We start from the raw sequence: 18,322 nt of genomic DNA, 5'->3' as shown, positions 1-18,322 counted from the left end.
AAAGCTCCAGCAGATACTTGCCGGCGGGAGACTTCACGGGGATCGATCCGGCGGGGGAAATATGATCGGTCGTGATTGAGTCGCCAAGCAGCGCGAGGACTCTTGCGCCAGTGATGTCCGAGGGCGGTGCCGGCAGGTCGGCGAAGTCGATGAAGTATGGAGGCTCACGCACATAGGTCGATGCAGCGTCCCAGTCGAACAGCGTGCCGGTCGGCGCCGGCATGCTCTTCCACGTGGCATCGCCTGCGAAGATTCGTCCGTATTCGAGTTCGAACTCATCCGAGGATACCGAGGAGGCGACGAGGGACTCCACTTCCGCCGCGGTAGGCCAGATGTCTTTCAAGTAGATCGGTTTGCCTTCTCGATCGTCTCCGAGCGAGTCTACGGTCAAGTCGACGTTGATCGTTCCGGCGAGCGCATAGGCGACACACAGGGGAGGTGACGCGAGGTAGCTCGCTTTCACCTGCGCGTGAATGCGCCCCTCGAAGTTTCGATTGCCCGACAGCACCGCAACGACCGCGAGGCCCTGCTTCGTCACGACGTCGGCGATCTCGGCCGGTAACGGACCGGAGTTACCGATACATGTCGTGCACCCGTATCCGACGAGGTTGAATCCCAGCTTTTCGAGGTACGGAGTGAGCCCCGCCTTGTCGAGATATTGAGTAACCACTCTTGAGCCCGGCGCCAATGAGGTCTTCACCCAGGGTTTGCACTGCAGACCGGCTTCGACCGCTTTGCGAGCCAGCAGTCCCGCCGCGATCATGACGGCAGGATTCGATGTATTTGTGCAGCTGGTAATCGCCGCGATGACGACAGATCCGTGGGTCACCGCTCCCGCCGTGTTCGGCTGCTCGAGGGGTTCGGGTGGGGATCCGAGGATCTCGCCCGCAGGATTGCCGCCCTCACCCACGAGTCGCGCGAGAACCTTTTCCTCCACCGGAAAATCGACTCCGGCAAAGGCTGCCCCGAAGGACTTGGCGACCGCTGCGAGCGGCACGCGATCCTGCGGACGTTTCGGTCCGGCGAGGCACGGCTCCACGTTCTCCAGATTCAAATCGAGCACTTCATCGAATAGCGGCTCCGCGTCCGCGTCCGTTCGGAACAAACCCTGTTCCCGCGTGTAACGCTCGACCAGGTCGACGAGCGCACCCCGGCCGGTCAACTTGAGATAGTTCAAAGTATTTGAATCGACTGGGAAGAATGTCGCGGTTGCACCGAACTCCGGTGACATGTTCGACAGTGTGGCTCGGTCGGCAATGCCCAGGCTGCTCAGTCCGGAGCCAAAGAATTCCACGAACTTCCCGACGACACCGTGCGCCCGGAGCATTTGCGTCAGGGTCAGCACGAGGTCGGTCGCGGTCGTTCCGACTGGAAGCGTTCCGCGAACCCTCACTCCGAGGACGACCGGCTTCGGCAGAAACATCGGCTGACCGAGCATCGCCGCTTCGGCTTCGATTCCACCGACGCCCCATCCGAGCACGCCCAGACCATTGATCATCGGTGTGTGGGAGTCGGTCCCGACCAGCGTATCGGGGAAAACCCATCCATCGCGCTCTGCTACCACGCGGCCGAGGTGTTCGAGGTTCACTTGATGGCAGATCCCCATGCCCGGGGGTACGACTCGAAAACCCTTGAAGGCCTGCTGGGCCCAGTTGAGCAACGCATAGCGCTCGCGGTTGCGACGGTACTCCCACTCCAGGTTGGTGGAGTAAGCGTCCCTGCTGCCAAACCGATCGACCTGTACCGAATGATCGATAATGAGGTCGACCGGAATGAAGGGATTGACTTGCTCGGGGTCGCCGCCCGAGCGTGCAACTGCGCTGCGCAAGGCGGCGAGGTCGACAACCGCCGGCACGCCGGTAAAGTCCTGCATCAAAACACGCGCTGGCATGAATGCGATGGGCGCATCGGGGCCGTTGGGCCATTGCGCGAGTGCGAAGACGTCTGCTTCAGTGACATCTCGGCTGCCGGCCCTGCGCGCAATATTCTCGAGGAGGATCTTGACAGTGTGGGGCAACCTCCCCAGATCTGTTTGCGTCTTCGCAGCCAGCTTCGCGAGGCTTATATAGGAGGCCGTGCCCGACTGCGTGGTGAGGGTCGCAGCAATGCCGAGTGGATTGTTCATCATGGATTGTCGCCTTGCAGAATAATGGGGCAATTAATGTCGTTGATATTGCCTGATTCGAATCATCTTACGCTCGAAGCGCTGTTGAGCGCGGTTCGCGCTTGCACGGCATGCCAGGCACATCTGCCCCTGGGTCCGCGGCCGGTGCTGCGCGCGGCAGCAACCGCGCGGATCCTCATCGTCGGTCAGGCGCCAGGTGCACGCGTACACCGAACGGGCATTCCTTGGGATGATCCCAGTGGCGAGCGCCTCCGTTCGTGGATGGGCGTGAGCAAAGACGATTTCTACGACGAATCACGCATCGCAATCATTCCCATGGGGTATTGCTATCCCGGCCGAGGTCGCGGCGGCGATCTGCCGCCGCGTCCCGAATGCGCACAACTGTGGCTTGAGAAGCTGTTGGCCGAGATGCCGCTGATCGAACTGACATTGCTCATCGGCCAGTATGCACAACGCCACTTTCTCGGAAAGCGTCGGAAAGCGTCGTTGACTGAAACGACACGGGCATGGGCGCAATACGCGCCACGCTATATCCCGCTACCTCATCCTTCGCCGCGCAACACACCTTGGCTGCAGCGCAATTCCGAATTTGAACAGGAACTCCTGCCCGAGTTGCGCAAGAGAGTCGATGCACTTCTTCATGCGCGCTGACTTCAGCGGCATCCTGATGCCTGCCGCAGCCGTGTTTTAACGCTTGGATTCGGCGTGCCGGTAGCTCAGCCGTCCGTCCACGATTCGGGCGGCAGACGTGTAGGGGTGCACGGCGACGTGCTGCGCATCGAGAATGTGCACCACCTCGATCCCGCGAACGCGAAGGACATCGGCGATGAGGGCCCGGTGGCAACGCCACCACAAGACTTCCGCGCACATCAGCGTGGTCCGCTGGCGAGCGCAGAACTCGAGCAAATCGCTGAGACCTTCGGCAAACTCGGCACTTTCGATGTGATCGGCATAGCCACGAAAGGACGCGTTGCGCCATGCGATATTCTGCGAGTGCAGCTGCGGCCGTCGTCTGCCACCGAGGGCGGGAAACCAACGATAAGAAATGCCATGTTCTGCAAGCGACCTGCACAGTGCGGCCGACGCATATTGCGGTTGCCTGCGCGATTCGGGGAAGCGCCGCACATCGGCGACCGCTTCGAGTCGGAAGTGCAAGAGGAGGTTGAGAAACACATCCAGCGGCCGCGTCGAGTGGCCTACAGTCCAGATCGTCGAGGCCGTCGTGCCCTGGGGCTGCACCGTCGCAATCGTCGGTAAAGCGGCCATCGCTCAATCGATCTTGTTCAAGGCCGAGCCCTTGTGCATCGCGACGTGGTCGGTCTTGTCGCTCTTGATCTCGTACTGTGGCGCATCCATGCTGGCATGGCGCGGGTGTCCCTTGTACTGCGTATCGCGGGTATGAATCCTGATGATCTTTCCGCTGACATGTCCGGCTTCGGAATTCCAGCGCACGTGGTCGCCGACTTTGAACGGTCCGTTCATCATTGCACCTCGATGACTGTGACAAATCGATGGTCAGTCTGGTCGCATGCGTCATGGCGTGCACGGCGGTCAGCACATGGCCCGGACATGCGCCGTCACTCGCTCCAATGCTGGTGAGGTTCGCATTCTCCGCAGGACGACGTCCTCAGGCTACCTCCGCAGCGACGCGTCTGATGCTGTCCAGTGCAAGCGCGAGCGCTTCTGAATCCACCTCCGTCGAAAAAACCAGATAGGCGGAAAGCCGGAACTCCGGCGCGCCGGGGACGCGATGCACACGACCACGCCGCTCATGCTCGCGCAGCATGCGCACCGGGAAGTAGCCTGTGCCACCGTGCAGGAGAAGGTGCTGTAGCCCGAGCCAGCCGACGTTGACGGTGAGCGCGGCCCCAATGAAATTCGGGAACGCAAGCTGGTGCTGCGTAAAGAACTCCGGCCCCCAGTCGACATAGATGTAGTCGCGCGCCGGCCCGCGAGGTGGATCGTGCTGGGTGGAAATCATCACGAGTTGCTCTTCCAGCAACGGTTCGACCGTGAGACCCGGACGAGTTTGCGGCGTATACATCACAGCGATGTTCGCCTGACCATCGATCAAGGCTTGCATCAGGTCTTCTTCGAAGCCGACCAACGCGCGCACCGCAACATCCGGCGCACGCGATGCGAAGATCGGCAACCAAATCGATAGCAAATCCTCCCATAATCCGACGCGGGCCCCGACCGTCAGCGTCGCGCGGAATCCGCTCACGATGCCGATCTCCTGCCGGGCCAGCTCAACCGTGCGCGTGAGGAGCGCTGCGTGTCGTTGAAACTGTCGACCAGCAGGAGTCAACGTCGTGCCCGACTTGTTGCGCACGAACAGTTCCGCCCCGAGCTTCTCTTCCAGGCGCTGTATCCGTGTGCTTACCGTCGATTGCGTGACGTGCAGCCGATTGGCAGCTTCAACGAAGCTGCCCGCTGCGACCACAACGATAAATGTGCGAGCGAGCTCTGTATCCATCGGCAATATCGATATTAGGCGCCGATTTTAATCGTTTGTAAAAAATACCGTGAAGACTAGACTCGGGCTATTCCAATTTTGAACCCTCATGCGCCCCGCTTTGTGTTGTTCGCGTGCCCTCTCGATCTTCATTCTTCGCTATGCACAGGGCGATCATCGGCACCATTCGACCGCAAATTTGAAAGCAAGCGGGAATGTTTGGAACGGGAACAAAACGTGAATGCGGGATTGCGATCCCGCGGGTGAGCGGCGTCAACCAATTCGTTACAAGGAGACCGACATGCTGACACTAGAAGATGCGAGAAAGGTCATTGCGGCCGCCGAGAGAAAGGCCCAGGCGCTCCGCCAGCCGATGAACATTGCGGTCGCTGATGCGGGCGGCAATCTGGTCGCTCATGTGCGAATGGATGAGGCCTGGATGGGCAGCATCGATATCTCGATCAAGAAGGCTTTTACTGCGCGCGCATTCGATATCTCCACCAAGGACCTGGCGCAGTTCTCTCAGTCAGGTGGACAGTTTTTCGGCATCCACGAGTCCAACCAAGGCCGCGTGATGATCTTTGCCGGTGGTCTGCCGCTGAAGCGCGCCGGAAAGGTCGTCGGGGCTATCGGAGTGAGCGGTGGCTCGGGTGAACAGGATGAAGCTGTGGCGGAAGCAGGTTCCGCCGCTTTCGTTTGAATGAATCGAGGAGCAACTGATGGCAACCAATCGAGGAATCGCTTACGTCGGACCTGGAAAGGTCGAAGTTCGCAGCATCGATTTTCCGAAGTTGATCGACCCAGCCGGGAGGCGATGCGATCACGGGGTGATCCTGAAGATCGTAACGACCAACATCTGTGGCAGCGATCAGCACATGGTGCGCGGCCGTACGACAGCCGCTGCCGGACTGATCCTGGGTCACGAGATCACCGGCGAGGTTATCGAAGCCGGGCGCGACGTGGAATTCATCAAGGTCGGAGATCTTGTTTCCGTGCCGTTCAACGTCGCGTGTGGACGATGCAGAAACTGCAAGGAGCGAGCCACGGGCGTTTGTCTGAACGTCAACCCGGCAAGAGCCGGCGGCGCCTACGGTTATGTGGACATGGGGGGATGGATCGGCGGTCAGGCCGAGTACGTCATGATTCCCTATGCCGATTTCAACCTGCTCAAGTTTCCCGATAAAGCCCAGGCGATGGAGAAGATTCAGGACCTGACTTGCCTGTCGGACATCTTGCCAACCGGGTTTCACGGCTGCGTGTCGGCGGGCGTGTCGACCGGCGCAACAGTGCTGATTTCAGGCGCCGGGCCCGTCGGGTTGGCCGCAGCCGCGTCCGCGTTCCTGCTGGGTGCCGCCGTCGTGGTCGTCGCGGACTTCAACAAGGAGCGCCTCGCCCAGGCGCGTTCGTTCGGGTGCGAAACGATTGATCTTGCACAGGGAGGCACGATCGCGGAGCGCATCGAGCAGATCCTGCGAGTGCCGGAGGTCGATTGCGCGGTCGATTGCGTCGGCTTCGAAGCGAAAGGGCATCAAGGCGAGGATGAACCTGCAATCGTGCTCAACCAGCTGATGGAAGCGACGCGCGCAGCCGGCGCGATCGGAATCCCGGGCCTCTACGTCACGGAAGACCCGGGCGCGGGTGACCGGGCTGCCAAGCATGGAAATCTCAGCATCCGACTGGGCCTTGGCTGGGCCAAGTCACATACGTTGTGCACCGGGCAGACGCCCGTGATGAAGTACAACCGTGGCTTGATGATGGCGATTCTTCATGATCGCATCCGGATTGCCAAAGCCGTCAATACCACGGTCATCAGCTTGGACCAAGCGCCCAAGAGTTATGCGGAGTTTGACAAGGGAGTTGCCCGAAAGTTTGTCATCGACCCTCATGGCAGCATCAAGCATGCGGCGTGAGACGCAATCAATCCGCGGCTGACAACCGGATGCAAACCCCGAATCTTTTTTGCGTGTTGCGACAGCAGGCCGTCGCCATGTTCTCTCAATAGTTATCGCAGTCCATTTTTACAGATGCGAGCAAGTCAGCGCTCAACAAGAGTAATACGCCATGATGAAAGACATCTTCCCGCAAACAACGCCGGCGATTGCCGCCAGACGCAAGCAACTCGCGCCTGATATTCATGATGCCTTTACCGCCTTCAGCGAACGCGTATTCGCACCCGGCGCGTTGCCCGTAAAGACCAAGCAACTAATCGCGGTCGCAGTAGCGCACGTCACCCAGTGTCCGTATTGCATTCGTGGGCACACCAAGGCAGCGCAACGACACGGAGCAACCGAGCAGGAAATCATGGAGGCCATCTGGGTTGCAGCAGAGATGCGTGCGGGTGGTGCTTACGCGCACTCGGCTCTCGCGCTCGATACGATGGAACAAGCAACGAACAAACAGGGGGATTGAAGCGAATGAACAATGCAGGCTCGCCCAAGAGTGTCGGTGACGCGATTCACCTGAAGCGTGCATATGATCCCGCAACTCAGGCGGATGGCCGGAGAATCTTGGTTGAGCGCCTCTGGCCGCGCGGCGTAAGAAAGGCTGACCTCAAGGCAGACGCGTGGCTAAAAGAGGTAGCGCCCAGCACGGAGCTGCGGCAGTGGTTCGCGCATCGTGTGGAACGTTGGGACGAGTTCCGGCGGCGCTACGAAAAGGAACTGGACGCGAAGCCCTCCGACTGGACTCCCATTCTCGATGCCAGCAGACGAGGTGCCGTAACGCTGGTCTACAGCGCGCACGATGTCCTGCACAACGGCGCGTTGGTCCTCCGCGATTATCTGGCCAACCAGCTTTCGCAGCACTCTTCGTTGAAGAGTCGATCGGTGGCGCATAAAAAGTAATTTCGTGCCCGGTGTGGACGCAGTCGGGGTAGTTCGATCACCGACCGCGGGTTGTCACCTCGGTTTTCTTCCCGCCAGCGTGCTCCTGGCAGCGGGGAAGACGTAATCCGGGATTTGCGGAAAGGTCAGAAGACCCTTCTGGGTAGTTTTGGTGACCGGGAAGTATGCGTTCGGCCGTTTTTCGTGGTTTCCCCCCGGAAAGGTAATTCGGTCGCGTTGGACACGCTCCCATTTGAGGTGACGCGTTTCTCCGAGTCGCTGTCCAGTGCGGATGAGAAGCCATACCAGGCGATAACCAACGCGTATGAGCCTATAACCATCCGTTCGTTCAAGCGCACAGGCATAAGGTCTAGCATCGCGGTCAATCAGACGTCTTTCCGTCCATAGCCAATGATTGCCCCGTGTCCGCCCAACCTGCCCGCCTGTTATCACCGCTGTCCGAGGACAAGCTCGCGCTGCTCGCGCGACTGAGCGAAGGACTCGACGCCGATTCCCTGCACTGGGTTTCCGGCTATATCGCGGGCGTCGCCGCCGCGCAACGCCGCACACCGCTGGCAGCCGCCACCGCGCTACCGATCGCCGTCAGTCCCGACACCGCGCCGCAGCAACGTCTAACGATTGTCTATGGCAGCCAGACCGGCAACGCCAAACGTCTGGCCGAAACCTTGGCGCACAATGCCGAAGCCGCAGGTTTGCACGTGCGCTTGGTGCGCGCCGACGGTTACGCCACGCGCGAACTTGCGCACGAGCGTCTGCTGTACATCGTGATTTCGACCCAAGGCGACGGTGATCCGCCGGACGACGCGCGTGGCTTCATCGAGTTCCTCACCGGCAAACGCGCGCCGAAACTCGCGCAGCTGAAATTCGCCGTCCTCGGCCTGGGCGATTCGAGCTACCCGCAATTCTGCGCGATCGGCGCCAAGCTCGATGCGCGCTTGGCCGAACTCGGCGCGACGCGGTTGTTTGCGCGCGGCGATGCGGATCTGGATATCGCCACGATCGCCGATCCGTGGACGACGCAGGCGCTGGCACAGGCGCGCGACGTGCTGAAAACGGACGCGCACGCGACGCCAATGGCCACGGTCACGCCCCTGCGCAGCGCCGCACTCGTGGCACCAGCCATATCGACGTGGACGCGCGAGCGTCCGTTCACCGCGCCGCTGCTGGCCAATCAGCGCATCAGTGCGCGCGATGGCGTGAAGGACATCCGCCATATCGAACTCTCGCTCGAAGGCTCCGGACTCAGCTACGAACCCGGCGACGCGCTCGGCGTATGGCCGACGAATCCGCCCGCGCTGGTCGATGCGGTGCTCGCCACGCTCAAACTCGACGGCGAGCGCAGCATCGGCATCCGCAACGAGAGCGCGTCACTGCGCGGCTGGCTGCTGCGCAAGCGCGAACTGACTGGCTTGTCCAAACCATTCGTCGTCGCGCACGCGCAGCGCTCGCACCGACTCGAGCAGGCGCTCGGCAACGACGACGGCAAAGAGGTACTGCGCCGCCTGCTCGGCGACTACCAATTGATCGATCTGTTGCGCGAATTTCCGGCGCGCTGGCAGGCCGAAGACTTCGTCGCGGCGCTGCGTCCGCAGACGCCGCGCATGTACTCGATCGCATCCAGCCGCAAGACCGTCGGCGACGAAGCGCACCTCACCGTCGCCCTGCTTGACTACGAAGCGTTCGGGACCCGGCACGTCGGAGCCGCATCGCATTTCCTGGCTACCCTCCCGGACGATGCCGACGTGCCGGTCTTTATCGAAGCGAACGAGCGCTTTCGCCTGCCCGCCGACCCCACGCGCGACGTGATCATGATTGGCCCCGGCACGGGTGTCGCGCCGTTCCGCGGCTTCGTGCAAGAACGCGCGGAGACCAATGCGTCGGGCCGCAACTGGCTGTTCTTCGGCAATCCGCATTTCCGCACGGATTTTCTCTACCAGGTCGAGTGGCAGCAGGCGTTGAAGAACGGCACGCTGCATAAGCTCGATCTGGCGTTTTCCCGGGATCAATCCGAAAAGATCTACGTACAAAATGCGCTGCGCCGCCGCGGTCGCGAACTCTATGAGTGGATCGCCAACGGCGCGCATATCTATGTCTGCGGCGACGCCACGCGCATGGCGCCCGATGTGGACAATGCGCTGCGCGCAATCCTCATCGAGCACGGCGGCAAGAGCGACGAGGATGCCCGCGAAACCCTGAACCAGCTCACCCAGGAACGGCGCTACGCGCGCGATGTTTACTAAAGGATCGTCGAACATGTCCGCCGTTCCACCCGTGCTGTCCCCCGTCGAACGCATCAAAACTGCGAGTCGGCGTCTGCGCGGCACGCTGGTCGAAAGCCTTGCCAATCCGATCACCGGCGCGATCGCCGACGACGACACGCAGCTGATCAAATTCCACGGCAGCTACCAGCAGGACGACCGCGATCTGCGCGAGGAACGCCGCGCGCAAAAACTCGAACCCGACTACAGCTTCATGATCCGCACGCGTCTGCCCGGTGGCGTCGTTACGCCCGCGCAATGGCTCAAACTCGACGCTATCGCCACGCAATACGCGAACGGCACGCTGCGCCTGACTACGCGCCAGGCATTCCAGTTTCACGGCGTGATAAAGCGCGAACTGAAAGCAACGCTGCAGGCGATCAACGCCGCGCTGATCGACACCGTGGCCGCTTGCGGCGACGTCAATCGCAACGTGATGGTCGCGACCAATCCGCTGCAGTCCGCGGCGCATGCGCAAATATACGAACAAGCGACGCGGCTGTCGGAATTTCTGAAGCCGAAGACACGCGCCTATTACGAAATCTGGCTCGACGAGGAAAAAGTCGCAGGCAGCGGCGAAGAATACGAGCCTATCTACGGGCCGGTATACCTGCCGCGCAAATTCAAGATCGCGTTTGCGGTGCCGCCGGTCAACGATGTCGATGTGTTCGCCAACGATCTGGGTTTCATCGCGATCATCGAGAATGGCGAGCTACTCGGCTACAACGTCATCGCGGGTGGCGGGCTCGGCGCCACGCACGGCGAGCCGGGTACCTATCCGCGTCTGGCCGACGTGCTCGGCTTCGTCGCACCTGAACGCGTGCAGGCGATTGCCGAAGCGGTGGTCACCACGCAGCGCGATTTCGGCGGCCGTGCCGACCGCAAGCATGCGCGCCTGAAATACACGATCGACGACCGCGGATTGCCTTGGTTCAAGAGCGAGGTCGAACGCCGTTTCGGCGCGCCGCTGCGGCCGCCGCATAAATTCTCGTTCGAGCACAACGGCGATCGCTTCGGCTGGACCGAGGGCGACAACGGGCATTGGCATCTAACCCTGCGTATCGAAGCCGGGCGCGTGGCCGATCGAAGCGAGCACACACATCTGACTGCACTGCGCAAGATCGCACAAATCCACAAGGACAAGAATTCCACACTCGGCTTTCGTCTGACGCCGAACCAGAATCTGTTGATCGCGAATGTCGCGAGCGAAGATCGCGCGCAGATCGACGCGCTCGTCGCCGAGCATCATCTGGATCTGTACAAGACCGCAACGCCGCTGCGCCTGAACGCGCTCGCATGCGTCGCGCTGCCGACCTGCGCGCTGGCGATGGCCGAAGCCGAGCGCTATCTGCCGGAACTCACGACCAAGGTAGAAGCGTTGCTGGAAAAGCATGCGCTCAAGGACGCGCCGATTCTGCTGCGCATCTCCGGCTGTCCGAACGGCTGCTCGCGGCCTTATTTGGGCGAGATCGCGCTGGTCGGCAAAGCGCCAGGCCGCTACAACCTCATGCTCGGTGCGGATGCGCGCGGCCAGCGCTTGAACCGCCTGCATCGCGAAAACATCGCTGAAGACCAGATTCTACAAACGCTCGATGGCCTGTTCGCAGGCTACGCCGGCGAACGCGGCGAGGGCGAAGGCTTCGGCGATTTCCTAGTTCGGGCCGGCATCGTCGTGCCGGATCCGCACCCGTCTGCTGCGTTACCCGATGACAAAAACAGAGAGAAAGTTGCATGAACCTGCCCGATCTCGTTACCGCTGCCGAGGACGAACACGCCCTCGCCGAAATCAATGCCTGGCTGGAAACGCGCAACGCGTACCAGCGACTCAGCTGGGCCTACGAAACGCTACCCGGCGCGCATGTGCTGTCGTCCAGCTTCGGCGCGCAATCGGCAACCCTGCTGCATCTGGCCACGCGCGAAATGCCCGATCTGCCGGTGGTGCTGATCGACACGGGCTATTTGTTTCCGGAGACCTACCGCTTCGCCGATGAACTGACCGAGAAACTCGCGCTCAATCTAAAAGTATACCGACCCAATATCGGCATCGCCTGGATGGAAGCGCGCATGGGCAAGCTCTGGGAAAACGGCCTCGATGGCATCGTCGAATACAACCACCTGCGCAAGGTCGAACCAATGCGCCGCGCGCTCGACGATCTGGGCGCGCTCACCTGGATCGCCGGCCTGCGTCGCGTGCAATCGACCGCCCGTGCGAGCGCGAGTGTGCTCGAACTGCGCGATGGCCGCTGGAAATTCCACCCGCTGGTGGACTGGAGCGATCGCGACGTCTGGCAATACCTGAAACAGCACAACCTGCCCTATCACCCGCTATGGGAGCAGGGTTATGTGTCGATCGGCGATGTGCACACAACGCAAGCATTGGGCGACGGCATGCGCCTGGAAGACACGCGTTTCTTCGGTCTCAAGCGCGAGTGCGGCCTGCATTTCGATTGATGCGCCTTACCGTTAAGGATCGCCCGAAGCAGCAGTCGACGGATCGTTCTTAGCCCCTCCCCCTCGATGGGGGAGGGGTTGGGGAGAGGGTGACGCCTGCGCAGCAGGCGCCTGCTGTGTCTACCCCTCTCCCGCCGCGCTGCGCGCGTCGACCCCGGATCAAGTCCGGGGCAGGCTCTCTCCCACAAGGGGAGAGATGGACAATGGATACGCGGAAACCAGCCTTTGCCAAAAGGCGGAGGTAATCTTCCTTTGCGATACGGCTCTTGTCACGCGGTCGCCGGCACGCCATCGAAGAAATCGACAACACCCGTCTCCAATGAATACTCAGCGCCGACGACGAGGAGTCCGTCGTTCTGGATCAGTTGTTCGAGCAGGTCCGAACCATGGCGCAGATGATTGGCCGAGGCGCGGATGTTCGCGCGCACGGCGTGATGCACGAGCGCGTCGTGATCGTGCTTTAGATCGGTCGCGAGCAGGGTTTCCACCGACGGCCGCACGCGATCGACGATCGAACGCAGGTTGCGCGACTGATTCTCCGTCGGCTGCTGCAAGGCTTCGAGCGTGGCCAGAATCGCCCCGCACTGCGTGTGCCCCATCACGACAACCAGGCGCGTGGCGTAGCGCGCAGCGGCGAACTCGACGCTGCCGACCTGGGACGAGGCGACGATATTGCCGGCCACGCGGATCACGAACAGATCGCCCAGGCCTTGATCGAACACGATCTCGGACGGTACGCGCGAATCCGAGCAGCCCAGAATGATCGCAAACGGTTCCTGCCCCGCCGCCACCTCGATGCGCCGCCCGCTGGTGGGCGCCTGACTGCGCACCTCGGCGACAAAGCGCTGGTTGCCTTCGCGCAGGCGCGCGAGGGCTTGTTGTGCTGGAGTCATGAGCGTTGATTCTCCGTTTGTATACCGATCATGCGCGGATTGGTTCGTCGCTCGCGCCGCATGATCAAGTGTCGATCCGTGTGCTGAAAGTCAGTTTGTTGCCGGACGGATCATGCATCATCATATCGCGCGTGCCCCATGGCTGGTCCACGATTCCGGGGCGCCCGTACTTGTACTGCTTCGCCAGCAGCTGCTGCTGGAACGCGTCCAGCTCATCGGTATCGATGCGCAACGCGGCGCCCGGGCTGCAGTCGCCATGATGTTCGGACAGATGGATGATGCAGTCGCCCTTGGATATCTGCATATACAGCGGGAATCCATCTTCGAATCGATGTTCCCAATCGACATTGAAGCCGAGGAAATCGACGTAGAACTCCTTCGCCTTGGCTTCGTCGAAGCTGCGAAGGATGGGTGTGGGTTTTCCGAAACTCATGCGTTGGTGTCCTCTATCTCAGGCCAACATCGTCACACTTTGAGGCGAGGCAGACAAGCGCGACGGACCATCATCGCGGGCTAGATTGGCGATTCACAACAGTAGGTAAGCTTGGTCGCACGGGTCATCGGAGCCTGTTCTAACTCAATTTCAAATGAACTAGCCGTCGTCGACTATTCCCGATCCTTTCCAAGATGTAGCTCGCAACGTTGCTGGGGCGCCACGGAGTAAGAACTTCTCCAGTTTTTCTATATACGTAGTTCGCACTCAAATGTGTAAGCTTCTGGGGTCGGTCAATATTGGGAAGTACTACGAATGTCGGTTCGGTGATCGTGTAAGAAATCGACCGCATTTGACTCGGTTCTCGCTGACCATCTTTCATCAGCCCGGCTAACAATGTGGCCAATGTGCCTATTCGGGCGCCTCGCTCATCGCAAAGTGACACTTCGTCTGGTCGAATAGACCAGCTCGTTTGTGTGTCAGACGGCGTCCTCGATTGAGCGGCGGACGGTTCAATGTTCAGCCTCAAGTTGGAAAGTTCAGACTCATATATTGCCCATTCGGTAATTAACCCGATTGGTGCTTGCTCCGAAATCTCGACGACCTTTGTTTTTCCTTGCGCAAAACCTAAGACCTTCAGCGTGAGCGATAAAGGTGGCATGTCCGACAAAATGTAAAGGTCGATCCCATGCGCTTCTGCGACTGCGATAGCGCCCTTTTGAAAACCCTTGCGCGTAATGTAAAGGCCGCGAGGCTGTCCTGGGATTTCTTTCAAAATATCAGAGAATGCTGACATCTGTTCCGGCTTGACCCTCGAGTTCCATTCCTTGGCTTCTACGATGGTTTGATACTCGATGCCGCCGACTTCAAACTTCCAATAAAGGTCTATATTGTGAGGCCTATCCCTGCCTGCTATGCGCTTGTTGTGCTCTACGGAAATTGTTCGAACGGCATTTTTGTCAGCGTCAAGAATCTGTTGAAGGATGTCCTTGACTAGTCTTTCGAAAGCCAATCCCGTATTTTTTTTCATAGAAGTTTTCCTGCATCCAGAAGCAAAGTGAAGCTGGCATCGGGACGTGCTTGGTAGTCTGAGTCAGCGCCAGAAGTGTAATGCTGTAGCGCCCTACTGCTTTTTTTTGCCGGTCGCCAAAACGGGCGATGGCTGGATTCTCATCTCTACCAGCTCAAACCTCTACGCAGCGAGCGCCGCCTTCTCCAGGTCGCTCCAATACGGCGGCACGGGCCATGCGGCGGGCTCTTCGCCGGCGAGGGCGCGCTGCAGATCGCGCGGGTCGAGTTGGGGAGCGATCAGTTCGGCAAGCGCTGCGGCGTAGGCGCGCAGCACGCGGTCGCGGCGCAGCACGAGCCACGTGGTGCATTCGGGGAACAGCGCGGCGGCATCGAGCGCGCGCAGGTCGCGCGCGTCCTCGGTCACGAACGCCATCTCGGCGAAGATGCCGACGCCGAGACCGGCGCGCACGTAGGTCTTGATCAGGTCGGCGTCGCGCGAGGTGAAGGCGAAATGCGGCACCACGCCCGCGGCGGCGAAGGCGCGGCGCAGCGAGGATTCCGGACGCAGCGAAGATTCATAGCTGACCAGCGCGTGGCCGTCGAGATCGCTCAATTTCAGCGCACGCTTGAGATTTCCCAGCGCATGCGAATGCGGCACGACGACCGCGCGGCGCCAACGGAACAGCGGCACGGCGAGACCGTCGCCGGGCGGTGTGCCGGTGGTGCTGATGATCGCCAGATCCGCTTGACCGCGTTCGAACAGGCCCATCACCTGCGCATCGCCATGCGGTTTCAGATGCACGCCGACGGCTGGATAGCGCTGCTTGAGCGCGGCGATCGCGGGCGGCAGGACAAAGCGCGCCTGGGTGTGCGTGGTGGTGATCGACAGCTCGCCCTTGTCATCGCCGCGCAGGTTGGCGGCGAGCGCGCGGATGTTGCGCGCTTCGGCGAGGATGATGCGCGCGCGGTCGATGACCTGCTGACCCGCGGGCGTGATCGCGTGCAGGCTCTTGCCCTTGCGCGCGAACAACTGGAAGCCGAGTTCCTCTTCGAGCTGTTTCAATTGCTTGGACAGGCCCGGCTGGGTCGCGTGAACCTGATCGGCGGCCTGGGTGATATTGAGGCCGGCATCGGAAATAGCGACGAGATAGCGCAGTTGGGTGAGGGTCATGGCTGTCGGCTCGCATCTGATCGCAATCGGAGGAAAACGGCACGGGCAAGCGAGCCTAGACAGCAGGGCTCGGCGACTGGCAGCTGCGCTTGCATGCTCTTCTCCTGATTGACGCCTTGCAGCATAACCAAAAGTTATTTAGGCGTCCAGACGTTTAGATGTCTGAATGCTCCGTTTGTGACACACGCCTTTGGCCATGACATACGGCGATATTCGCACAAGTTGAGGCAGAGAGCGCCCCCTTCCGCCTTCGGCACCTTGTACTGGCTCGCCCTGCGGGCAGCCTTCGCTGCAAACACCGGCATCCTGCCGGTGTTTCCCCGCTCCGCAGTGGAAGGGAAGAACTGCGGCATCGCAATCTGAAATCCTTCCCCTGCGCCAGCGGGGGAAGGTGGCGGCAGCCGGAAGGGGGCAATCGGTACGCGACGCAGCTGCGCTCCCGCATAGCAACCTTACACTTCCTGTGTCGACCCTGGAACGCTAATCTTGTGAGTATGGATATCCGCAAAGACTTCGCCGACGCGGTCGGCCGCACACCGTTGATCCGCCTGCGCCACGCCTCGGAGTCGACTGGCTGCGAGATCCTTGGCAAGGCCGAATTCGCCAATCCCGGCGGTTCGATCAAGGATCGCACGGCGCTCGGCCTGCTGCTCGACGCCGAGAGGCGTGGTCTGATCCGGCCCGGCGGCACTCTCGTCGAGGGCACCGCGGGCAATACCGGTATCGGTCTGGCCCTGCTCGGATCGAGCCGCGGCTACCGCACGATCATCACGATGCCGGCGACGCAGAGCAGGGAAAAAATCGATGCGCTGCGTGCGACCGGCGCCGACGTGCATCTGGTGCCCGCGGTGCCGTACGCGAATCCCGGCCACTACGCGCATGTCGCGCGGCGCATGACCGAGGAATTGAACGGGCGCGATCCGGGCAGCGCCTGGTTCGCTAACCAGTTCGACAACACCGCCAATCGCGATTTCCACGAGGTGACGACGGGACCGGAAATCTGGGAGCAGACATCCGGACGTGTAGACGGCTTTGTCTGTTCGACCGGCACCGGCGGCACGCTCGCCGGCGTCGGCCGCGCGCTCAAGGCGCGCAAGCCCGGTGTGAAAATCGCACTCGCCGATCCAGCCGGCTCGGCACTCGCGCATTACGTCAACCACGGTGAACTCAAGGCCGAAGGCAACTCGATCAGCGAAGGCATCGGTTCCTCGCGCGTGACCGCGAATTTCGCCGGCGCGCCGATCGATTTGGCCTGGTCGATCGCCGACGACGAATCGCTGCCGCTGCTGCACGCGTTGCTGCACAAGGAAGGCTTGAATGTCGGCGGCTCCAGTGGCGTGAACATCGCCGGCGCGATCCGCCTTGCGCGCGAGCTGGGCAAGGGCCACGTCATTGTCACCGTGCTCGCCGATGCGGGCACGCGTTATCAGGCGAAGATTTTCAATCCGGTATTTCTGCGCTCGAAAAACCTGCCGGTACCGGACTGGCTCGCTCGCGCGTTTCCTGCGACCTCAGCCTGACGCGGCGAAGCGTTTACGCAGGCGCGGCCACAAAGTGATCGTCGCCAGACCGAGCAGCACCAGCGCACCTCCTTCGAGTTTCCACGCGGGCAAAGGTTCGGCAAACGCGACCGCGGCGCTGGTCATGCCGACAACGGGCACCAGCAAGGACAACGGCGAGACGGTCGCGGCCGGATAGCGCGCCAGTAGCCAGTTCCACGCGCCGTAACCGAACAGTGTATTGGCGACACCCTGCCATACCGACGCGCTCCAGCCGACCCAGTCGGCGTGAACGAGTGCGGCGGCGATCGGCTGCGGCCCTTCGAAGATCAGACTGGCCGCAAGCAGCGGTGGCACCGCGAAGATGCTCGACCAGACCATGAAGCCGAGCATATCGATCTGCACGCCCTGCTTGTTCACGGCGGCCTTCTTGGCGACGAGATTGGCGATCGCCCACGACAGCGCCGCCGCGAGCGTCAACGACAGACCGAACAAGGTCGTCGTCGCGTCGACGTGCACAAAAAACAGCGAGAGCCCGGCAATGCTGAGTGCGAGTCCTGCTGCCTGAAATGCGCGCAGACGTTCGCCGAGCAGCAGCATCGACAAGCCGATCGTGAAGAACGCCTGGGTCTGCACGACCAGAGAGGCGATACCCGGCGAGATATCGGCGCGCATGGCGATGAACAGCAGGCCGAACATGCCGAAGCCGAGGAACACGCCATTGGCGATCAGCAGCGACCATGCGACTTGCGGGCGACGGATGAAGATCAGCCAGGGCGCGCAGGAAAACAGAAAACGCAGGGTCGCGAACAGCAGGGGCGGAAAGTTGCCGAGGCCGAGCTTGATGACGATGAAGTTCGTGCCCCAGACGATCACGACGGCGAGGGCGAGCAGCAGATGAGGAATCGACATGGGGCGCGCAGCGTTGCAGACTCTATTCTAGCTGCTTGCTGTCTTGCTGACTCACCTCTCCCGCTGGCGGGAGAGGTCGGCACGCGTAGCGTGCCAGGTGAGGGTGGCACGACCTCGAGCGACGCGCTCTTGCTGGCGCCACCCTCATCCGCCTTCGGCACCTTCTCCCGCCAGCGGGAGAAGGGAAAGGCGAATGGCGTGCTAGCTGGCCCGAATAAACGGCGTCACATTGGAACGTACTGGCGTGGTGGCAACATCATCGCGCTTGTTG

Annotated in this window: 18 protein-coding genes; 9 read left to right on the top strand and 9 right to left on the bottom strand. The window is 61.3% G+C overall.

All coding sequences use genetic code 11. The features are described from left to right. The coding region (acnA, locus tag VIE67_RS10140; RefSeq protein WP_332025819.1) for an aconitate hydratase AcnA at positions 1-2,128 on the bottom strand (2,128 nt) is incomplete at its 3' end. A gap of 33 nt (positions 2,129-2,161) precedes the next feature. Between acnA and VIE67_RS10135 the strand changes: the two genes are divergently transcribed. Then, complete coding sequence (locus VIE67_RS10135; protein WP_332025817.1) at positions 2,162-2,776, top strand: uracil-DNA glycosylase family protein; 615 nt, start codon at positions 2,162-2,164, stop codon at positions 2,774-2,776. 36 nt (positions 2,777-2,812) lie between these two features. Here the strand turns inward: VIE67_RS10135 and VIE67_RS10130 are convergent, their stop codons facing one another. The 3 genes from VIE67_RS10130 to VIE67_RS10120 all read right to left on the bottom strand — a co-directional run bounded on the left by VIE67_RS10130 (position 2,813) and on the right by VIE67_RS10120 (position 4,601). Next, the gene (locus tag VIE67_RS10130; protein ID WP_332025815.1) at positions 2,813-3,391 is read right to left on the bottom strand and encodes a DUF488 domain-containing protein; all 579 of its coding nucleotides are present in this window, start codon (positions 3,389-3,391) and stop codon (positions 2,813-2,815) included. A 3-nt stretch (positions 3,392-3,394) separates the two neighbouring features. Beyond that, positions 3,395-3,607 (bottom strand): hypervirulence associated TUDOR domain-containing protein, encoded by a 213-nt coding sequence (locus VIE67_RS10125; protein ID WP_332025813.1) that lies wholly within the window; start codon positions 3,605-3,607, stop codon positions 3,395-3,397. A 145-nt stretch (positions 3,608-3,752) separates the two neighbouring features. Beyond that, entirely contained in the window at positions 3,753-4,601 is an 849-nt protein-coding gene (locus tag VIE67_RS10120; protein ID WP_332025811.1) for a LysR family transcriptional regulator, read from the bottom strand. 280 nt (positions 4,602-4,881) lie between these two features. Here VIE67_RS10120 and VIE67_RS10115 point away from each other — a divergent pair, with 280 nt between their 5' ends. The 7 genes from VIE67_RS10115 (at position 4,882) to VIE67_RS10085 (ending at position 12,132) form a co-directional block, all read left to right on the top strand. Continuing rightward, positions 4,882-5,280: a GlcG/HbpS family heme-binding protein gene (locus VIE67_RS10115; protein WP_332025809.1), complete on the top strand. Its 399-nt coding sequence runs from the start codon at positions 4,882-4,884 to the stop codon at positions 5,278-5,280. Between the two features lie 19 nt (positions 5,281-5,299). Then, entirely contained in the window at positions 5,300-6,490 is a 1,191-nt protein-coding gene (gene fdhA, locus VIE67_RS10110) for a formaldehyde dehydrogenase, glutathione-independent (protein ID WP_332025807.1), read from the top strand. A 151-nt stretch (positions 6,491-6,641) separates the two neighbouring features. Then, positions 6,642-6,989: a carboxymuconolactone decarboxylase family protein gene (locus VIE67_RS10105; RefSeq protein WP_332025805.1), complete on the top strand. Its 348-nt coding sequence runs from the start codon at positions 6,642-6,644 to the stop codon at positions 6,987-6,989. Positions 6,990-6,994: 5 nt separating this feature from the next. Then, positions 6,995-7,423 carry a DUF488 domain-containing protein gene (locus tag VIE67_RS10100; protein WP_332025803.1) on the top strand — a complete coding sequence of 143 codons (429 nt, stop codon included), beginning with the start codon at positions 6,995-6,997 and terminating at the stop codon, positions 7,421-7,423. Positions 7,424-7,824: 401 nt separating this feature from the next. Beyond that, on the top strand, positions 7,825-9,663 hold the full coding sequence (locus VIE67_RS10095; RefSeq protein ID WP_332025801.1) for an assimilatory sulfite reductase (NADPH) flavoprotein subunit: 1,839 nt from the start codon (positions 7,825-7,827) through the stop codon (positions 9,661-9,663). A gap of 31 nt (positions 9,664-9,694) precedes the next feature. After that, positions 9,695-11,416, top strand: coding sequence for an assimilatory sulfite reductase (NADPH) hemoprotein subunit (gene cysI / locus VIE67_RS10090; RefSeq protein ID WP_414707340.1), 1,722 nt, complete (start codon positions 9,695-9,697; stop codon positions 11,414-11,416). Next, positions 11,413-12,132 (top strand): phosphoadenylyl-sulfate reductase, encoded by a 720-nt coding sequence (locus tag VIE67_RS10085; protein WP_332025797.1) that lies wholly within the window; start codon positions 11,413-11,415, stop codon positions 12,130-12,132. Before cysI ends, VIE67_RS10085 begins: the two co-directional genes overlap by 4 nt. A 269-nt stretch (positions 12,133-12,401) precedes the next feature. Here VIE67_RS10085 and VIE67_RS10080 read toward each other — a convergent pair whose 3' ends face one another. The 4 genes from VIE67_RS10080 to VIE67_RS10065 form a co-directional block, all read right to left on the bottom strand. Continuing rightward, entirely contained in the window at positions 12,402-13,025 is a 624-nt protein-coding gene (locus tag VIE67_RS10080) for a carbonic anhydrase (protein WP_332025796.1), read from the bottom strand. A gap of 64 nt (positions 13,026-13,089) precedes the next feature. Further along, positions 13,090-13,458 carry a glyoxalase superfamily protein gene (locus VIE67_RS10075; RefSeq protein WP_332025794.1) on the bottom strand — a complete coding sequence of 123 codons (369 nt, stop codon included), beginning with the start codon at positions 13,456-13,458 and terminating at the stop codon, positions 13,090-13,092. A 139-nt stretch (positions 13,459-13,597) separates the two neighbouring features. Continuing rightward, positions 13,598-14,488, bottom strand: coding sequence for a restriction endonuclease (locus tag VIE67_RS10070; protein ID WP_332025792.1), 891 nt, complete (start codon positions 14,486-14,488; stop codon positions 13,598-13,600). A 162-nt stretch (positions 14,489-14,650) separates the two neighbouring features. Beyond that, positions 14,651-15,640, bottom strand: a complete 990-nt coding sequence (locus VIE67_RS10065) for a LysR substrate-binding domain-containing protein (RefSeq protein ID WP_332025790.1) — start codon at positions 15,638-15,640, stop codon at positions 14,651-14,653. Between the two features lie 494 nt (positions 15,641-16,134). Here VIE67_RS10065 and VIE67_RS10060 point away from each other — a divergent pair, with 494 nt between their 5' ends. Further along, positions 16,135-17,160: a cysteine synthase A gene (locus VIE67_RS10060; protein ID WP_332025788.1), complete on the top strand. Its 1,026-nt coding sequence runs from the start codon at positions 16,135-16,137 to the stop codon at positions 17,158-17,160. Here the strand turns inward: VIE67_RS10060 and VIE67_RS10055 are convergent. Then, positions 17,152-18,051: an EamA family transporter gene (locus VIE67_RS10055; protein WP_332025786.1), complete on the bottom strand. Its 900-nt coding sequence runs from the start codon at positions 18,049-18,051 to the stop codon at positions 17,152-17,154. The genes VIE67_RS10060 and VIE67_RS10055 overlap by 9 nt on opposite strands. Between the last annotated feature and the right edge of the window lie 271 nt (positions 18,052-18,322).

The sequence above is a fragment of the Rudaea sp. genome, from assembly GCF_036560865.1.
In the GTDB taxonomy this organism is placed as follows: domain Bacteria; phylum Pseudomonadota; class Gammaproteobacteria; order Xanthomonadales; family Rhodanobacteraceae; genus Rudaea.
The sequence above is the reverse complement of the archived record's forward strand: the minus strand, read 5'-3'. Positions and strand labels throughout refer to the sequence as shown.

Bases quoted from the DNA above. Each gene is read 5' to 3' on its own strand.
- VIE67_RS10135 (WP_332025817.1), top strand. From the start codon at position 2,162: ATGTCGTTGATATTGCCTGATTCGAATCATCTTACGCTCGAAGCGCTG.
- VIE67_RS10130 (WP_332025815.1), bottom strand. From the start codon at position 3,391: ATGGCCGCTTTACCGACGATTGCGACGGTGCAGCCCCAGGGCACGACG.
- VIE67_RS10125 (WP_332025813.1), bottom strand. From the start codon at position 3,607: ATGAACGGACCGTTCAAAGTCGGCGACCACGTGCGCTGGAATTCCGAA.
- VIE67_RS10120 (WP_332025811.1), bottom strand. From the start codon at position 4,601: ATGGATACAGAGCTCGCTCGCACATTTATCGTTGTGGTCGCAGCGGGC.
- VIE67_RS10115 (WP_332025809.1), top strand. From the start codon at position 4,882: ATGCTGACACTAGAAGATGCGAGAAAGGTCATTGCGGCCGCCGAGAGA.
- fdhA (WP_332025807.1), top strand. From the start codon at position 5,300: ATGGCAACCAATCGAGGAATCGCTTACGTCGGACCTGGAAAGGTCGAA.
- VIE67_RS10105 (WP_332025805.1), top strand. From the start codon at position 6,642: ATGATGAAAGACATCTTCCCGCAAACAACGCCGGCGATTGCCGCCAGA.
- VIE67_RS10100 (WP_332025803.1), top strand. From the start codon at position 6,995: ATGAACAATGCAGGCTCGCCCAAGAGTGTCGGTGACGCGATTCACCTG.
- VIE67_RS10085 (WP_332025797.1), top strand. From the start codon at position 11,413: ATGAACCTGCCCGATCTCGTTACCGCTGCCGAGGACGAACACGCCCTC.
- VIE67_RS10080 (WP_332025796.1), bottom strand. From the start codon at position 13,025: ATGACTCCAGCACAACAAGCCCTCGCGCGCCTGCGCGAAGGCAACCAG.
- VIE67_RS10075 (WP_332025794.1), bottom strand. From the start codon at position 13,458: ATGAGTTTCGGAAAACCCACACCCATCCTTCGCAGCTTCGACGAAGCC.
- VIE67_RS10070 (WP_332025792.1), bottom strand. From the start codon at position 14,488: ATGAAAAAAAATACGGGATTGGCTTTCGAAAGACTAGTCAAGGACATC.
- VIE67_RS10065 (WP_332025790.1), bottom strand. From the start codon at position 15,640: ATGACCCTCACCCAACTGCGCTATCTCGTCGCTATTTCCGATGCCGGC.
- VIE67_RS10060 (WP_332025788.1), top strand. From the start codon at position 16,135: ATGGATATCCGCAAAGACTTCGCCGACGCGGTCGGCCGCACACCGTTG.
- VIE67_RS10055 (WP_332025786.1), bottom strand. From the start codon at position 18,051: ATGTCGATTCCTCATCTGCTGCTCGCCCTCGCCGTCGTGATCGTCTGG.